At 55.3% G+C, this 16,662-nt stretch carries 18 protein-coding genes; 6 read left to right on the top strand and 12 right to left on the bottom strand.

Annotated elements, in window-relative coordinates; all coding sequences use genetic code 11:
* Positions 1-101: 101 nt before the first annotated feature.
* The 5 genes from AV656_RS15000 to AV656_RS14980 form a co-directional block, all read right to left on the bottom strand.
* Positions 102-2,024 (bottom strand): FtsX-like permease family protein, encoded by a 1,923-nt coding sequence (locus AV656_RS15000; protein WP_063183539.1) that lies wholly within the window; start codon positions 2,022-2,024, stop codon positions 102-104.
* Positions 1,996-2,769, bottom strand: a complete 774-nt coding sequence (locus AV656_RS14995) for an ABC transporter ATP-binding protein (RefSeq protein WP_063183537.1) — start codon at positions 2,767-2,769, stop codon at positions 1,996-1,998. The genes AV656_RS15000 and AV656_RS14995 overlap by 29 nt, the downstream gene beginning before the upstream one ends.
* Positions 2,750-3,778: a sensor histidine kinase gene (locus AV656_RS14990; RefSeq protein WP_063183534.1), complete on the bottom strand. Its 1,029-nt coding sequence runs from the start codon at positions 3,776-3,778 to the stop codon at positions 2,750-2,752. Before AV656_RS14990 ends, AV656_RS14995 begins: the two co-directional genes overlap by 20 nt.
* Positions 3,775-4,479: a response regulator transcription factor gene (locus AV656_RS14985; protein WP_156484888.1), complete on the bottom strand. Its 705-nt coding sequence runs from the start codon at positions 4,477-4,479 to the stop codon at positions 3,775-3,777. The genes AV656_RS14990 and AV656_RS14985 overlap by 4 nt, the downstream gene beginning before the upstream one ends.
* 130 nt (positions 4,480-4,609) lie before the next feature.
* Positions 4,610-5,602 carry a lipoate--protein ligase gene (locus AV656_RS14980; RefSeq protein WP_063183530.1) on the bottom strand — a complete coding sequence of 331 codons (993 nt, stop codon included), beginning with the start codon at positions 5,600-5,602 and terminating at the stop codon, positions 4,610-4,612.
* 211 nt (positions 5,603-5,813) lie between these two features.
* Here AV656_RS14980 and yhfH point away from each other — a divergent pair, with 211 nt between their 5' ends.
* Positions 5,814-5,939, top strand: coding sequence for a protein YhfH (gene yhfH / locus AV656_RS16230; protein WP_082818786.1), 126 nt, complete (start codon positions 5,814-5,816; stop codon positions 5,937-5,939).
* A gap of 285 nt (positions 5,940-6,224) precedes the next feature.
* On the top strand, positions 6,225-6,617 hold the full coding sequence (locus AV656_RS14975; protein WP_063183527.1) for an RDD family protein: 393 nt from the start codon (positions 6,225-6,227) through the stop codon (positions 6,615-6,617).
* 41 nt (positions 6,618-6,658) lie between these two features.
* Here AV656_RS14975 and AV656_RS16535 read toward each other — a convergent pair whose 3' ends face one another.
* From AV656_RS16535 to aceA, 3 genes are read right to left on the bottom strand one after another with little or no spacing between them, the layout of a single operon-like run.
* Positions 6,659-6,787: a hypothetical protein gene (locus tag AV656_RS16535; protein ID WP_008300729.1), complete on the bottom strand. Its 129-nt coding sequence runs from the start codon at positions 6,785-6,787 to the stop codon at positions 6,659-6,661.
* Positions 6,788-6,815: 28 nt separating this feature from the next.
* Positions 6,816-8,426, bottom strand: a complete 1,611-nt coding sequence (gene aceB, locus AV656_RS14970) for a malate synthase A (RefSeq protein WP_082818785.1) — start codon at positions 8,424-8,426, stop codon at positions 6,816-6,818.
* Between the two features lie 18 nt (positions 8,427-8,444).
* Positions 8,445-9,722 (bottom strand): isocitrate lyase, encoded by a 1,278-nt coding sequence (aceA, locus tag AV656_RS14965; RefSeq protein ID WP_063183524.1) that lies wholly within the window; start codon positions 9,720-9,722, stop codon positions 8,445-8,447.
* A gap of 149 nt (positions 9,723-9,871) precedes the next feature.
* Between aceA and AV656_RS14960 the strand changes: the two genes are divergently transcribed.
* Entirely contained in the window at positions 9,872-10,564 is a 693-nt protein-coding gene (locus AV656_RS14960; protein WP_063183520.1) for a LytR/AlgR family response regulator transcription factor, read from the top strand.
* Positions 10,565-10,606: 42 nt separating this feature from the next.
* Here the strand turns inward: AV656_RS14960 and AV656_RS14955 are convergent, their stop codons facing one another.
* From AV656_RS14955 to hemE, 4 genes are all read right to left on the bottom strand, one after another.
* Complete coding sequence (locus tag AV656_RS14955; protein ID WP_063183515.1) at positions 10,607-10,882, bottom strand: hypothetical protein; 276 nt, start codon at positions 10,880-10,882, stop codon at positions 10,607-10,609.
* A 49-nt stretch (positions 10,883-10,931) separates the two neighbouring features.
* Positions 10,932-11,417 (bottom strand): nucleoside deaminase, encoded by a 486-nt coding sequence (locus tag AV656_RS14950; RefSeq protein WP_063183512.1) that lies wholly within the window; start codon positions 11,415-11,417, stop codon positions 10,932-10,934.
* Positions 11,418-11,521: 104 nt separating this feature from the next.
* Entirely contained in the window at positions 11,522-12,451 is a 930-nt protein-coding gene (gene hemH, locus AV656_RS14945; RefSeq protein WP_063183503.1) for a ferrochelatase, read from the bottom strand.
* A gap of 30 nt (positions 12,452-12,481) precedes the next feature.
* Positions 12,482-13,522, bottom strand: a complete 1,041-nt coding sequence (gene hemE / locus AV656_RS14940) for a uroporphyrinogen decarboxylase (RefSeq protein WP_063183500.1) — start codon at positions 13,520-13,522, stop codon at positions 12,482-12,484.
* A 212-nt stretch (positions 13,523-13,734) separates the two neighbouring features.
* Between hemE and AV656_RS14935 the strand changes: the two genes are divergently transcribed.
* From AV656_RS14935 to AV656_RS14925, 3 genes are all read left to right on the top strand, one after another.
* A complete protein-coding gene (locus AV656_RS14935) occupies positions 13,735-14,256 on the top strand; it encodes an antibiotic biosynthesis monooxygenase family protein (RefSeq protein ID WP_063183496.1) in 522 nt (173 codons plus the stop codon).
* Positions 14,257-14,556: 300 nt separating this feature from the next.
* Positions 14,557-15,723, top strand: a complete 1,167-nt coding sequence (locus AV656_RS14930) for a M20 metallopeptidase family protein (RefSeq protein ID WP_063183860.1) — start codon at positions 14,557-14,559, stop codon at positions 15,721-15,723.
* A 308-nt stretch (positions 15,724-16,031) separates the two neighbouring features.
* Entirely contained in the window at positions 16,032-16,631 is a 600-nt protein-coding gene (locus AV656_RS14925; RefSeq protein WP_063183492.1) for a GNAT family N-acetyltransferase, read from the top strand.
* The last annotated feature ends 31 nt before the right edge of the window (positions 16,632-16,662 follow it).

The raw sequence follows: 16,662 nt of genomic DNA, 5'->3' as shown, positions 1-16,662 counted from the left end.
GTCATACACAAAACTCATTGCATCAACGAAAATAACCTCCAAAACCAATGCTGGCTTGAAGGTTATTTTGCAGATTAAAAACTTTTTTGTACCACTGACGCTTAAGTTGGTCCTTTCACATGCGCCAGATAGCGCCAGCGGATGAGATAGAAATACAGCAGTTGAATGATGGTGAAGCCGACGAGGACGAGTGCCATTTCTTTCAGGATCGAAATGTCGGCGAATTCCTTCCAGATCGCCTGCAGGGAGATGAAGGCGAATGTGCTGTGGAGCATCGCGATTCCCCATGGCAGGAAGAACTGAGGGACCAGCTGGCGGTTAACGATCTTGATGAACTCGCGCTCCGTCATGCCGAGCCGCTTCAGAACGGCAGCCTGCCGACGGTCGCGGTCTAGCATGGTATAGAGCTTGAAGTAGATGAAGCTGCCTGCGGCGAGCAGGAACACCATGGCGACCAGCAAACCGGTCAAGAGCAGCAAGTGGAAGGTCGACCGGATGATGGAATAGTCAAGGCCCGGGTTCTTGAAGTAATACGGCAGTGCTTCCCCTTGCTGAATTTCTGACATCATCATCGACTGTTCGATTGACAGCCCGATGCCGACGGTTTCCTCCCAGTCCGGAACATCGAATGCATGAATGCGGAGGAGGCTGTCTGGCTGAGCGGAGGCGACTTTCACAAAGTCGGTTTCGCTGACAACAATCGAGTTGGTGCCAAGGCTGTAGGCCGGCAGCAGCAGACCGCCGACCACGCCCTGCACATGGACCTCGACTCCGCTTTCCTCAAGCTCTGTTCGGATGTCTGCATCCCGGAGTCTTGGGGCAGCTTCCGTTGAGTAGGGAAGGAAAATGGCCTCGCCCGGACTTAACTGCACCGGACCTGCGCCGAGCGCTTCCGCGAGCCGGTTCACCTCACCTTCACGCAGGATATTGATGGGCTGTCCCGAGAAGGAGGAATCTTCCCTGGCGACGGAAAGCGGTACGTGGGTGTACTCAAGTCCCGCGTCATCCAGTTCCTCCATCAGCCCGGTCACGTGCTCGTATTCATCCGGATTGCCGGGAAAACTCTCGTAGACGAGGCCCAGCGGGTTCAGTGCCCGATACTGGGCGGTGTAGGTGGCGAGGCTTGCCAGTGTCCCGACGGAAAGGAATGAGACGGTCGAGACGATCGCGACAATGAAAAACATGTTCGCATTGTCCCGGAGCTTTGCAGCAGTCTCGGCGAGTGACACGATCCGCGCCCTCTTCCAGTACAGGCTTTTCTGGTCCCTGAACAGGTCAAGCAGATACAGAATCGAGTGGGAAAAGAAGTAATACGTTCCGAGCGTTGCAGCTGGCGGGAGCAGCACTGACAGGTACAGGACGTTCACACGCCCGGCAAGCAGCGCCGCTCCGTACGAAGACAGCAGCAAAAGAATGCCTGCAGCCGCCCTGCCCGGCGAATAGCCGAACGGATCCGCTTCCCCGCCGATCCCCTTCCTGAATTCCGAGATATCCCTATTGGAAACGATATAGGCGGAAAGCAGCCCGATCAGAAGGAACAGGCTGAAGAACGCACCGGCGGTCATGAGGAACGGTTCCCATGAAACATACAGCGGCAGGGCCGGCAGCTGGAGCAGTTCCCTGACGATCATAAAAAAGTACTTCGAGAATGTGAATCCGAGCACGATGCCACTGGCGGTTGAGGCGGCACCAAGCAGCAGCATCTCAAGAAGCAGCAGCTTTCCGAGCTGCCGGCGCTCCATGCCGATCTGGAGCAGCAGCGCAAATTCTCCGGAGCGCGCCTGCATAAATGCACGCATCGAATAAAACAGGAAAAACAGCATGAACACATACAGGACTACATCCGCCGCAGTCATCCCGATCAGCGTGATGCCGGTGATGAACCGCTCCCCGATGCCCGGATGGAACATGAGCATCGAGTAAAGGAAAAACACCATGACGGAAAATACACTGGCCAGGAAGAACGCCGCGTAGATCCGGCGGTTCCGGACGACGTTACGGTAGGCGAACTGACGAAAGGTCATCGACGTTGCCCCCCAGAAGCGACAGGATGTTCAGGATGCGCTGGAAGAATGTCCTGCGCCGGTCGTCCTTATGGATTTCATTGTAATAGGCGCCGTCTTTGATAAAGAGTACCCGGTCACAGTAACTGGCGGCGATCGGGTCATGGGTTACCATGATGAACGTCGTCCGGTTTTCCCTGTTGATTGTCCCGAGCAAATCCAGCACTTCGCGCGCCGCATTCGAATCGAGGTTCCCCGTCGGTTCGTCGGCAAGCACGATCGATGGGCGGTGGACTAGGGCACGTGCGATCGCGACACGCTGCTCCTGGCCGCCCGATATCTCATCCGGGCGCTTGTGCAGAATATCTTCGAGTCCGAGCCGAGCCGTGATTGCCTTGACCCGCGCGTCCATCTCCGCGACGGGCAGCCGGTCAAGCGTCAGCGGCAGCACGATGTTTTCCTCGACCGTCAGCATCCGGAGCAGGTTAAAGTCCTGGAAGACGAAACCAAGTTCCTTGCGACGGAACCGGGCCAGGTCATCCGGCCGGAGTGCCGCCGGATCTGTTCCTTGGATCATCACCCTTCCAGATGTAGGCATGTCGATGCCGGAAATCAGGTTCAAGAGAGTCGTCTTGCCGCTTCCGGAAGGACCCATGACGGCAAGGAATTCCCCTTCCTCCACGTCGAAGCTCAGCCTGTCGAGCGCCCGGTGGGTCACTTTTCCCTCATAAATCTTGATGACATCCTCAATGCTGACGATCGGCATGCGCCTCTTCCTTTCCTTCTTCCTTCTTCTCCCTGAAAAGCACGGACACCGCAGTCCCCTCACCTGGTTCCGACTCGATCTTCAGGCCGTGACCGAGCTGGTCACACACTTCCTTCGCGATGAACAGCCCCATCCCGGTGGACTCACCCGTAAGCCGGCCGTTTTCCCCGGTGAAGAACGCATGGGTCACACGCTTCAGGTCCGATGCCGGAATGCCGATTCCCTCGTCCCTGACAGTGAGCCGGATGCCGTCCTCTGTCCTGTCCGCGCTGAAGTAGACGTGCTTGCCTTCCCCGCGCGTGTATTTCACGGCATTCGTGATGAACTGGGCGATGATCGTCTTCATCCATTTGGAATCTGTCGTCACCGTCAGTCCCTCTTCGATCGAGGATGACGGATAGACCCGGTTGGTGATGAACAGCTTCTTGTGCTCCGATATCACTTCGCGGACAAGCGATGCAAGATCCGCTCGGGCAATTTGCATGTCCCGTTCGAATGTACCGAGCCGCGCATTTAAAAGGACGGTCTCGAGACCCCGGCGGATCCGGTCAGCCTCTTCTCCAATCGCTTCCCGGTCCACTTCCTCTTCCTGCAGCAGCAGCGAGATGACCGACAGCGGCGTCTTCATCTGGTGCACCCACTGGTTCATGAACGTCTCATGGCGCTCGTTTTCCGAGCGCAGCGCCTGCACTTCCCTTTGATAGATGCCGTACACTTCATGACCGAAACGCTCGGCCTCCGAGGTTTCCGGGGATTTCGAGGTCCGAATGAGGAGATCTTCCATTTTGGACGGTTGCCTTAAGATCCGGTTGTAGTATGCCCTCCGCCCGATAAAGCGGGCGGCCAGGAACAGCGTGGTCAGGAGGACGACCATCACGACTGAATACACGGCCGTGTCCACGTTGCGGAAGCCGTCCAGCCAGTACAGCGACAGGATGAAAATGGTCAGCAGCGCATGGAACACGAGATAGGCAGAGTGTTCCCGGACAAATAAGCGGAGCGCCTTCATGCTTCCTCAGGCGCGGCGATAAACCGGTAGCCCGCCCCGCGTACTGTCTCAATCTGTGATTGGATGCCGTAGTCGGCGAGTTTCTTTCGCACACGGGTCATATTGACGTTCAGCGTGTTTTCGTCAACGAACGCCTGGTCATCCCACAATTCCTCAAGGAACCTTTCGCGCGACACGACTTTCGGAGATTCGGACAGGAGAAGCTCCAGGATGATGCACTCTTTTTTCTGGAGCGGGATCTCTTCCCCGTGAGCGTGCAGTTCCATCCGCTCCGGGTACAGCTCCAGACGGCCAAGGCGGATCGTGCGCTCCTCCATTTTCGGCGCGTATTCGCCGAAAGATCGGCGAAGGTGACTCCTAATCTTTGCCAGGACAATCTCGTAGTTGAACGGCTTCGTGATAAAGTCGTCCCCGCCGTTCTCGAGCGCAAACACCTGGTCCATCTCGCCGGAGCGGGCGGAAATGAACAGAATCGGCACGGTTGTCCGCTGGCGCAGCTGGCGGCACCAGTAATAGCCGTCGTAGGACGGCAGGTTGATATCAAGCAGGATCAGATGCGGAGAGAACTCGGCCTCTGCCTCCAAAATCCGATCAAAGTCATCTGCCGTACGCACATTGTAATGGTATTTCCGGAGCGTCTCTGCGAGCAGCGAGGCGATTTTCCGGTCGTCTTCAATGATGAGGATCCGATGTTGTTCCACGGTCATTCCCTCTTTTCCGATTCCGGTTCCGGCCTGTAAATCCGGCTGAAATCCGTGATTTTCACTGCTTTTATGATAGCAGAAAAGGGACCCGGCGTCTGTCGGGCCCCTTGGTATAGGCTGCAGCTGATCAGTAGATCAGGTCGATGAATTCTTCTTTCTTGATGCCGCCGAGCCGCTTCTCGATTTCGATGTCCCCGATCGCCTTTTCAATGCCTTCCGTGCTGTACTGCGCGCCTTTCAGGGCTTCTTCGATCTCGGCAACCTCTCCGACGCCGAAGAAATCTCCGAAGATCGCCGCATCTTCGATCTTGCCTTTGTTCACATCGAGCTTCACATCGATGCCGCCTACCGGGAAGCGTTTCGAGTGGGAAATGTTGAACTTCGGAGATTTTCCGTAGTTCCAGTCCCAGTTGCCGTAGCGCTTTTCGGACAGTTTTCTGATATTTTCCCAGTCGTCTTCCGTGAGCTCGACATACTCGATCTTGTCCTTGCCGCCGAAAATCTGCTCGAGAATATACTGGCGGAACTCCTCGATCGACATCGGCTCCTCGAGAAATTCGGAGATGTTCGCGACACGGGAGCGGATGGACTTGATACCCTTGGATTCGATCTTGTCTTTCTTGACCTTCAGGGCGTTCACGACTTCACCGATGTCCGTATCGAACATGAGCGTGCCGTGGCTGTACATGCGGCCCTGGGTGGAGAACTGGGCGTTGCCGGAAATCTTGCGGCCTTCGACAAGCAGGTCGTTGCGCCCCTGCAGCTCGGCCTTGACGCCAAGATTGTTGAGTGCGTCCACGACCGGCTGCGTGAACTTCCTGAAGTTGCGGAAACTCTCGCCGTCATCCTTCGTGATGAAGCTGTAGTTCAGGTTGCCGAGGTCATGGTACACGGCCCCGCCTCCGGACAGCCGGCGGACGACTTTGATGCCGTTTTTATCAACATAGCCGGCATCGATTTCCTCGATGGTGTTCTGGTTGCGGCCGACGATGATGGACGGGCCGTTAATGTAGAACAGCAGATAGGAATCCTTATCCGTATCGAATGTGTTCAGGATGTATTCCTCGATCGCGAGGTTGATGTACGGGTCGTGGTTGCCCTTGTTGTCGATGAATTTCATTGGATCGACCTCCTGTCATTTTCCTTCATTCAGTTTATCACACACCCCATGAACGCTCCCGCGATTAGACTGCCCGAAAATGTCCGGAAGCAATCTGAAAAAATATTTATAAAATTAGGTGAAAACCATTGACAGCCTACTCACTGTTATAATACACTGTGTACAACAACAGAAGTTGTATAACAAAACTTCCTCGAGAGGAGAATGCGGAATGATGGAAAGTATCGTTGAGTTCTTCAAGAACCTGCCTCCGAAAATGTGTGCTGAATGCGGTGAGAAAATCGAGGAACAACATGAGTGCTACAGCAATAAATGCGACAATTGCAACTGCAAATAACTGAAGCCAACCGACCTTAACGGCGCCCCGAATTTTCTGTCCGGGGCGTTTTTCTTCTGTTTCAAAACAGGTATGTAAGCGCTTTTATAGTACAGCTATTTTCCGTTTGTATCAGTACAGTTTGTCCCATAGAATTCGGACGAAACAGGATAAATCAGTGACGGGACAGTAAAATCGCCCGATAAAACGGACAGAAGGAGAACTGTATCCGTTCCACTGGCGTGAAACCAATCAATCTGTCATTACGTATCCCCTACATAGAAGACCCGAATTGGAGGATGAACCGTGAAACCGATTACCGGAAAACGAGTCAAGGCCTATTTGATTGATGTGGCTGTCTCAACTGCCGCTGCTGCAGGCGTGGAATACCTTCTGCGCAAGAAAATCAAAAGCGAAGCCTTCCATGCACTCGTCACCCCGACTGCCGTCATGTGGGCACTGGAATACGCCCAGCTGAGGAACAGCGGCCGGACCATCGGCTACAAAACAATGGGACTGGCCCTTGAAAACATGGACGGCACCGAACCGACCACTGGCCAAATCGTCAAGCGCATGGCCTACCGGGACACCATCAGTACATTCCAGTACCTGAAAGACCGGGAAGCCTTCGAGTCACAGGACGGGGCACTGTTCCCCCACGACCGGTTTTCAGGAACGGTTGTGACAGCACGCCAATGAAAAGGAGCCCCCGCTTTTGGCTGGGGCTCCTTTGTTTATGGTTACTGCTCCGATTTTCCGACGCAGCGTTCACATTCATGATGGAGGGACTCGACTTTCTCGACGATTTCACAACCGCACTCGACACAGATCTTCCGGGACTTTTCGATCTTCTGCTGGTTTTTCATCATTTTGATCTCCTCCTTATGGGTTTGGGGGTTATGCCAGCCGGCCGTAACCCGGCACGGTCAGGAATTCTTCAAAGTCATCGTCTTCCGTGAGTTCCTTGAACAGGTCGGCGGCTTCTTGGAAACGTCCTTCAGTGAATCGTTCCGAGCCTGCCGATTTGCGGATTTTCCACAGTTCCTCCTGAAGCAGTTGCTGGAACAGGCTTTCCGTGATTTCCCTTCCGTCATCCAGGCGGGCTTCCGGATGGCGGATCCATTGCCAGATCTGCGAGCGGGAAATCTCGGCTGTCGCGGCATCCTCCATCAGGTTGTTGATTGGCACTGCCCCGCTGCCGCAAAGCCAGGCGGCGATGTAGCGGATGCCGACGTTGATGTTCGTCCGGATTCCGCCTTCGGTGATCGTCCCTTCCGGCACCTTCAGAAGATCTTGGCCGGTCACCCGGACATCTTCGCGCTTCCGGTCCACCTGATTTTGCCCGTCTCCGATGACGGCATCGAATTCCTTCATCGCGACCGGGACGAGTCCCGGGTGTGCGACCCATGTCCCGTCATGGCCATCTGTTGCCTCGCGCCGCTTGTCTTCGGCGACTTTGCTGAAGGCATCGGCGTTGGCTTCTTCGTCGCCTTTGACCGGAATCTGGGCCGCCATGCCGCCGATCGCCATCGCGCCGCGCTTATGGCACGTTTTGATGCAGAGCTGCGTATAGGCCCTCATGAACGGCGCCGTCATCGTGACCTGGCCGCGGTCAGGAAGCAGCACACCGTCCTGGTTCCGGAACCGCTTCAGGAAGCTGAAGATATAGTCCCAGCGTCCGCAGTTCAGCCCTGCCGCATGGTCGCGCAGTTCATACAGGATTTCATCCATCTCGAACGCGGCGAGTATCGTCTCAATCAGGACGGTTGCCCGGATCGTGCCATGCGGGATGCCGAGCCGCTCCTGTGCATAAGTGAAGACGTCATTCCAGAGGCGCGCCTCCAGGTGGCTTTCCACCTTGGGAAGGTAGAAATACGGCCCAGTCCCGCGTTCGATCTGTTCTTTCGCGTTGTGGTAGAAGAAGAGCCCGAAGTCGAACAGGCTGCCGGACACCGGCTCACCGCCGACCGTCACATGGCGTTCTTCCAGATGCCAGCCGCGGGGACGCACAATCAGTACGGCTGTATCCTCGTTCAGCTTATATTCCTTGCCGTCTGACGGGCGGGTGTAGGAAATCGTCCGCCGTACGGCATCATGCATATTCTTCTGGCCCTCGATCATGTTTTCCCATGTCGGGGAGGTTGCGTCTTCGAAGCACGCCATGAAAGTTCTTGCGCCGGAGTTCAGCGCGTTGATGACCATCTTCCGCTCGACCGGCCCGGTGATTTCCACCCGGCGGTCTTTCAGGTCTTCAGGGATCGGGGCGACTTCCCAATCGCCCTCCCTGATCTGTTCCGTCTCCGGAAGAAAGTCCGGCTGCTCCCCCGCATCAAACCTTGTCTGGCGCTCCTTCCGCTTTTCAAGCAATTCAAGCCTCCGGTTGTTGAACCGCTGATGCAGTTCGCCGATGAATCGGAGTGCGTCTTCGGTCAGAATCGTGTCCGAGGACGGCGTCCGGCCGCCCGTGACATTGACTTGCCGCTCCCTTGCCGTTTCGTTCATTGTCATGTGCACCCGCTCCTTCCCTTATGCGAACTGCTCGGTTTCCGTAGATCCGGCCATCGCGGTTGTGGACGACTGGCCGCCGGAGATGACTTGCGCGACTTCGTCGAAGTAGCCGGTACCGACTTCGCGCTGGTGGCGTGTCGCCGTGTAACCTTTTTCTTCGGAGGCGAACTCGGCCTGCTGGAGACGGGAGTAGGCTGCCATGCCTTCGTCCTTGTACGCGTTTGCCAGCTCGAACATGCTGTGGTTCAGCGAGTGGAAGCCGGCGAGCGTGACGAACTGGAACTTGTAGCCCATCTTCGCGATTTCCCTCTGGTATTCTGCGATCGTTTCCTTATCGAGGTTCGCTTCCCAGTTGAATGAAGGCGAGCAGTTGTAGGCGAGCATCTTGCCAGGAAACTTCTCGTGAATCGCATCTGCGAACTTTTTCGCTTCTTCAAGCGACGGTTTTGATGTCTCGCACCAGATCAGGTCGGCATACGGTGCGTAGGCAAGGCCGCGCGCGATCGCCTGGTCGATGCCGGCGCGTGTGCGGTAGAATCCTTCCGGCGTACGATCTCCGGTGATGAACTCGTGGTCCGCCGGGTCAATGTCGCTGGTGATCAGATCGGCCGCATCAGCGTCGGTACGGGCGATGATGATTGTCGGGACGCCCATGACGTCTGCCGCAAGCCTGGCGGAGATCAGGTTCTTGACCGCGTTCTGCGTCGGGAGGAGAACCTTGCCGCCGAGATGGCCGCATTTCTTCTCGGATGCGAGCTGGTCTTCGAAGTGAACCCCTGCAGCACCTGCCTCGATCATGCCCTTCATCAGTTCGAAGACGTTCAGCGGGCCGCCGAATCCGGCTTCCGCATCCGCTACGATCGGTGCGAACCAGTCGAATCCTTCACGGCCTTCCGCGCGGTCGATCTGGTCTGCGCGCTGGAGCGCCTGGTTGATGCGTTTGACCACATGCGGCACGCTGTTTGCCGGGTAGAGGCTCTGGTCCGGGTACATCTGGCCGGCGATGTTCGCATCCGCTGCGACCTGCCAGCCGCTCAGGTAGATGGCCTGCAGGCCCGCTTTCACCTGCTGCATGGCCTGGTTCCCGGTGAGTGCGCCCAGTGCGTTGATGAACGGTTCTTCCTGAAGGGATTTCCAGAGCCGTGCCGCTCCGCGCTTCGCGAGTGTATGTTCAATCTGGACGGAGCCGCGGAGGCGGTACACATCTTCCGCCGTGTAAGGCCGTGTGATTCCGTTCCAGCGCTCATCCTGCCATCCCATTTCAATCTGCTCGATTTCCGCCTGTTTTGTCGTCATCCGAAACACACCTTTCAGAGGGTTTTATTTACGCTGTTATAAAATAGTTCTTTTAGACTGTTTCATAACAGCGTTCTTTGTTGTAACTTACTATATAACAGAACTATCTTTCTTGTCTGGGTTTTCTGACTAAAGGGGGAAATTCTTTGATGAACATGGGCGGTTCGCCGATGAATGGAGGAGATCAGATGAAAAACGGTGTGTTAGAACAGTTGGCGCAGTTTGCTTGTGAGTGGATTCCGGAAAAGGCGGCTCTTGCCGTTGCGGCTGACGGGCAATACATTCACCTGGACCAGCGGGGCCTGGACATCCCGCTGGTCCCTGGACATCCCATCACCCCGGGTGACATTGCCCACCAGGTATTGGAGACGGGCCGGCGTGCCGAAGAACGGCTGTCCTTCCCAGAACAGAACGCTTCCTATTATGGAATCGGCTATCCGGTCGAAATCGATTCGCTGCCGGGTGCTGTCATCGTCCTCCTGCCCGAAGAACGAAAAACAGAGAAGACGGAGCCGATCCGATACCTGACCGGACGAACTGACGAAGACTGGGTGCCTGTATCCGTCAGCCGCATCACCCACATCGAAAGCGCCGACAAGAAAACCTGGTTCTATGCAGACGGGGAAGAATTCGCCTCCTCCCGAACACTCAAACAGCTGGAAGCGGAACTGCCCGGCTCCTTCCTCCGGGTGCACCGCTCCTATCTCATCAACACGGAATTCATCAGCCGCATCCGCAAAGACGATTTCACCTCAGGACTCCTCATCACAACCTCGGACGGATCGGAAATCCCGGTCAGCCAGACCCATGCCCCCACTCTCAGGAAGATTCTCGGATTCTAAAATGGAAAAACGCCGTTCCGGTAGTGTCCGGAACGGCGTTTGTTATGGTCCAGTTTTCCAGGAAGCCTTCTTGTCGCGCTTGTTCAGAAGAAATAGCCATAATGCCACAAAGACCGGGATGAGCGGGACATAAATCGCCCAGGGGAAGGCCGGAGTGCCGCTGATATACCAGGCATCCGGATAAATCAGGACTGCGCTTGCCAGCATCCATAACCATGAGCGCAAAATCAGCCCCAGGACAAATGCAATTGCCGACATCACAATCAATGGATAAAACAATTGCAAAGTACCCAACAGCAATCCCATCAACGACTCCATTTCGCCAGCTCCCCTTTACTCAATGCATGATATGACCCGATCCCCCTACTTAGTTCGCCGACGAACTGTGAAACTGGCGATGAAGCCCCCGTACCTGCTCCGCGAGTTCAGGAACAGGCCCGTCTGCCTCGGCGTCCCGAATCACTTCGTGGATCGCAAGGTTCCGGACACGTGATGGTGCGACGCCCAGCTCACCGAGCCATTCGGCCAGCTGTTCCGATGAAGACGCATAGACGATCCGGCCCAAGCCAACCCAGCCATGTGCCGCGGCGCACATCGGGCAGTGCTCGCCGGAGGTGTAGACGGTCGCTCCGCTTCTCTCTTCAGGAGACAGGTTCTCTGCCGCCCATCTGGCCAGCGCGAATTCCGGATGCTGGGTATGGTCACCCCCTGCCACGTGGTTATGGTCTTCGGCAAGCACTTCCCCGTCTTCTGAGACAAGGACCGAACCGAACGGCTCGTCCCCTTTTTCCAGTGCTGTTTTAGCCAATTCGACGCAACGCCGCAAATGCTTCAGATCCGTATCCGTAATCATCTCGATCTCCTCCTATCTATGTCATGACCATCTTAATAGAGAAAGAGTCTTTGGACCAAGAAAAATCGGGAACGGCACTGAGCCGTCCCCGATCCGTTCATTTCTTATTTCAGTACGTCCATGACCGCATCTGCCATCGCATCTACGAACAACGGATGGGTTTTCGGCATTTCCGGACGGTAGTAGGAAGCGCCGACTTCATCACAGACCACTTTGCACTCATAGTCGTTGTCGTAAAGCACTTCGAGGTGCTCCGCTACGAATCCGAGCGGAGTGTAAACGAACGCCTTGTAGCCATGTTCCTTGTGGAGGTCGCGTGTCAGGTCCTGGACATCCGGACCGAGCCATGGATCCGGCGTATTGCCTTCGGACTGCCAGCCGACCGCGTAAGTCTTTACATCTGCCGCTTCCGCTACGAGCTTGGCCGTTTCATCCAGCTGATCCGGATACGGGTCGCCGTGCTCTTTGATCTTTTCAGGAAGGGAGTGCGCGGAGACGACGAGGCATGCGTTTTCGCGTTCGTCTGCCGGCATCGAGTCGTAGGCTTCGCGGATCTTTTCTTCCCAGTACTGGATGAACTTCGGCTGGCGGTAGAAGTCCTTGACCGAACGGATCTGCATATCGCCGAGCTCAGCCGCCTTTTCCTTAGCGCGCTTGTTGTATGACTCGACGGAAAATGACGAGTAATGCGGCGCAAGAACAATCGTGACCGCTTCGGTGATTCCATCCTGATGCATCTTCTCCACCGTGTCCTCGATGAACGGATGGATGTGCTTCAGGCCGACGTATACCTTGAACTCGATGTCATCCTGCACTTCGTTGAGCCGCTTGCCGAGCGCTTCCGCCTGTTCGTCGGTCGTTTTGGCCAGCGGGGAGATTCCGCCGATTGCCTCATAACGGTCCTTCAGGTCCTGAAGCTGCTCGGGAGCTGGCGGGCGTCCGCGGCGGATATGCGTGTAATACGGTTCGATGTCTTCTTCTTTATAAGGGGTTCCATAGGCCATGACGAGCAGGCCCATCGTCTTTTTCGCCATTTGTTTCACCTTCCGATTAAAGGGTTTAGGTTACTTCCTCAGTTGTGCGGAGTACGTATGGACGAACTCTGTCAGTTTTTTCAATGTCGCCGGCTGGACTTCCGGGAAGACGCCGTGGCCGAGGTTGAAGATATGTGCGCCGTGCTCGACGCCCTGTTCGATGATGTCCTTTGCACGTTCTTCAATGACGTTCCAATCCGCGATGAGAAGCGTCGGGTCAAGGTTGCCTTGGACCGGCTTCGTTACACCGCGCTCTTCCGCTTCGCGGATCTGCATACGCCAGTCGAGTCCGACGACATCAACAGGAAGGTCATGCCATTCGTTGACGAGGTGGCTTGCCCCTACACCAAATGTAATGACCGGCACACCCGTCTTCTTCACTTCGGAGACGATCCGAGTCATGGTCGGCTTGATGAACTTCCTGTAGTCCGCAACATGAAGTGCACCGACCCACGAGTCGAATACCTGAACGATTTTCGCGCCTGCCGCGATCTGCGCCTTCAGATAAGCAATGGTCATGTCACCGAGCTTGTCCATAAGTGCCTGCCAGGCTTCCGGCTCCGACACCATGAACGATTTTGTGAGGTTGTAGCTGCGCGACGGGCCGCCTTCAATCATGTAGCTGGCCAGGGTGAACGGTGCACCCGCGAAGCCGATCAGGGGTACATTGAGCTGTTCCTGTGTCAGGATTTTGATGGTATCAAGTACGTACGGCACCTGTTCTTCTGCATGGAACTCGCCGAGGCGGTCGATGTCCGCACGCGAACGGATCGGGTTGGAGATCACCGGTCCGACGCCGGACTTGATCTTTACATCCACCCCGATGCCTGCAAGCGGCGTGACGATATCCTTGTAGAGGATCGCCCCATCGACGTTGTATTGGTCGACCGGGAGCTTTGTCACATAGGCACAAAGCTCCGGCTGGTGAGTGATTTCCTCCAGCGAGTACTTCTCCTTCAGCTTCCGGTACTCCGGCTGGGAACGTCCCGCCTGGCGCATATACCAGACCGGCGTGTGTTCCGTCTTTTCCCCGCGAGCTGCGCGAAGCAGCGTGTCGTTAAACTTGGTCATGTGATGATTCCTACTTTCTTCGTAATCATTCCGTTTTAACTATAGGCTGTCCATTATTTATTGTATAGATTGCCCCGGCAAATGTCATAGAATTTAACCTTTCCGGACAAGGTTCTGACACACATTCCGTCAAGGTTTGGTCACACTTGTTTTATCAGGCCCGGCTATGGGAAAATTAAGGCAAGTACATGCAGATACGGGAGGTATGTCAAATGAACTTATACACCACATCCGGCACGCCGGAATTCATGGAGAAAGTCAGAGAAAAACACAGTGGGGAAGACATGGTGCTGCTCCACGGTGCAGGGAACTCGCTTCTCCTGCACGAGACAGAGGGCAAGACCGTTTTCCAGACGCCCAAGCGCTATGAGGTGATCGGCGCAAGCGGACCGCTCGCCAAGCACGGCTATTACATCGTGAACAACATTCCGGTTACTGACGAAGGACGGCCGATCTTCGAGCACCGCTTCCAGAACCGCGCGAATATGGTCGACGGCCAGCCGGGCTTCCTCACCTTTAGGCTTCTCCGTCCGATTAAGGATGATACGTACCGCGTCGTGACCGCCTGGGAGTCGAAGGACCACTACGAACTGTGGAAAGGCTCGCAGGCTTTCAAGAGCGCGCATGACCGGAAGGAACAAACACCGCCGGCAGAGAAAACGCAGCACATTTTCAGCGCGGCCTCCTACATTACCGAATACGAAACAGAAAAGCCGGAAGACGAGAAGATCTGAGCCGGCTGCTTGAACGGCGCCACGGCGCCGTTTTTTTCGTGCGTAAACTTCCTTGATTTGTATCTGAATCCTGGGGGAGCAGTATTTTTCATACGCAAACCGCTCCGATTTCGTACGCGAACTTTTTGGATGAACAAACACAGGTATGTGAGTATCTATGCTTCTCCTGACATTCACATATTTTGTAATGTTTCGGGCTATTGCCCTTCTCCCGGAACAGGTCTATAATTAACTAACATTCTAATTATTTCGCTTTCCGGAGGGATTTCTATGACCGAACAGACAGTGAGCACCGAGAATCTGCAGGAACGCCTCTTCTCGAAACTGGAAGCTTCGAACGAAGACATGATCAGCATCCGCCGTTACCTGCATATGCATCCGGAGCTTTCATTTAAAGAATACAAGACCGCCCAATATATCCAGGATTTCTATACAGAGCTTGGCGTGGGTTTCCGCGCGAATGTCGGCGGCAATGGCGTCGTCGCCCGCATCAAGGGTGCAAAACCGGGCAAGACGGTCGCGCTTCGTGCCGACTTTGACGCCCTGCCGATCCAGGACCAGAAAGACGTCGAGTATAAGTCGACGGTTGACGGCGTCATGCACGCTTGCGGACACGACGGCCACACGGCAACGCTTCTGACACTCGCCAAAGCGCTCCATGAACTGCGCGATGAGCTGACCGGTGAATACGTGATGATCCACCAGCACGCGGAAGAGTTCGCCCCGGGCGGCGCCATTGCGATGATCGAGGACGGCTGCCTGGAAGGTGTCGATGCCATCTTCGGCACACATCTCTGGTCACTCACTCCATACGGTACAGTCGAATACCGTACCGGACCGGTCATGGCGGCAGCCGACCGGTTCGAGATCAAGGTACAGGGCCGTGGCGGACATGGCGCGAACCCGCATCAGACAAAAGACGCCGTCGTAATCGGCTCCCAGCTGGTGCAGAACCTCCAGCAGCTCGTCTCCCGCCGCGTTGATCCGATCGAATCGGCCGTACTGTCGGTTGGCTCGTTTGTCGCGGAGAACGCGTTCAACGTCATCGCTGACTCCGCTGAGCTCAAAGGTACAGTACGTACGTTCCAGCCGGAAATCCGTGACCTCATGGAAAACGAAATCGCCCGTGTCGTCAAAGGAACCGCGATCTCGACGGACAGCGAAATCGACTGCAAATACTTCCGCGGTTATCCGGCGGTCGTCAACCATGCGGCCGAGACAGACTTCCTCGTGAAGACGATCGAGGGACTCGAAGGCGTGAAAGCTGTCGAAGGCGCGCCTCAGATGGGCGGCGAAGACTTCGCCTACTATCTGGAGAACGTGCCGGGAACCTTCTTCTTCACCGGCGCCGCTCCGGAAGAGCCATACCCGCACCACCACCCGCGCTTCGACTTTGATGAGCGCGCGATGCTTCAGGCAGCGAAGATTCTTGGCGCAGCTGCAACGGGCTATCAGGTCGAAAAATAATATGTCAGATGCACCCGGACCCTTTTGGGACTCCGGGTGTTTTTGAAACTCGAAAGGGGTGGTCACTTTGAAATTAACTGAAAAAGGTTCTTCATTCATGGTGCGGGGAGGTCGTACCGTAAAATAGCCTCCATCAAATTTAAGGCCACTGAAAAACCCCATGCAGCTGGCACGGGATTCCTACGGGAACAGCGGGCCAGTCGAGACCCCCGCAGGAAGCAATCCGATGAGGCTCCAGGATCGAATGCCCGTAGTGTAATCAGCTTGCTGCAATTTATCAGTGCCCTCACCTATTTAGGAGGTCTTACATGGAAATTAGAGAATATCGGGAAGAAGATAGGACTTCGTGGGTTCGTTGCCGGGTACTTTCCTTCATGGATAGCAGTTACTTTGATGATGTACAAAACTATCGCGAAGAGTACGAGAACCCGGTCATTCAAATCGTTGCCGTCGATCAAGACCAGGTTGTCGGTTTTCTAGACTGTGAGTATGAAGAACAACCAGGGGATGTCTGCTATTTTGAGGGCTCCATCGGCGGTGTCATTTGGCATTTGGGTGTGTTGCCCGAGTATAGGGAACATGGGCTCGCAACGAAAATGTGGAACATGGCAAAAGAGATGTTGAAGGATAACCATGTACACCGTGTGGAAGTATGGACACAAGATGACCCGGAGGCTACCCGGTGGTATCTTAAGAAAGGGTTCGTCTTCAAGGAAGCGTACTTAAATGCTTTCTTAAAAGGGAATCCCGGCGATCCCATACTCAAAAAATTTCTTAACCAATCAGATTGCGGCGAACTTTACGGCATACGCAACCTAAACTTTGAAGCACCCATTGAGCGAAAAGAAGAGCTGGCGAAGATTTGTTACCGGCTCCATGAGGTGCGGATTTACGAGGCCGAAATTTAAGTGGAATGGTTCACCCGGACCCTATTCAGGG

Source organism: Bhargavaea cecembensis (assembly GCF_001619585.1).
Lineage (GTDB): Bacteria > Bacillota > Bacilli > Bacillales_A > Planococcaceae > Bhargavaea > Bhargavaea cecembensis_A.
Note: the sequence above shows the minus strand (reverse complement) of the source record. Positions and strands in the feature narration are given on the sequence as shown.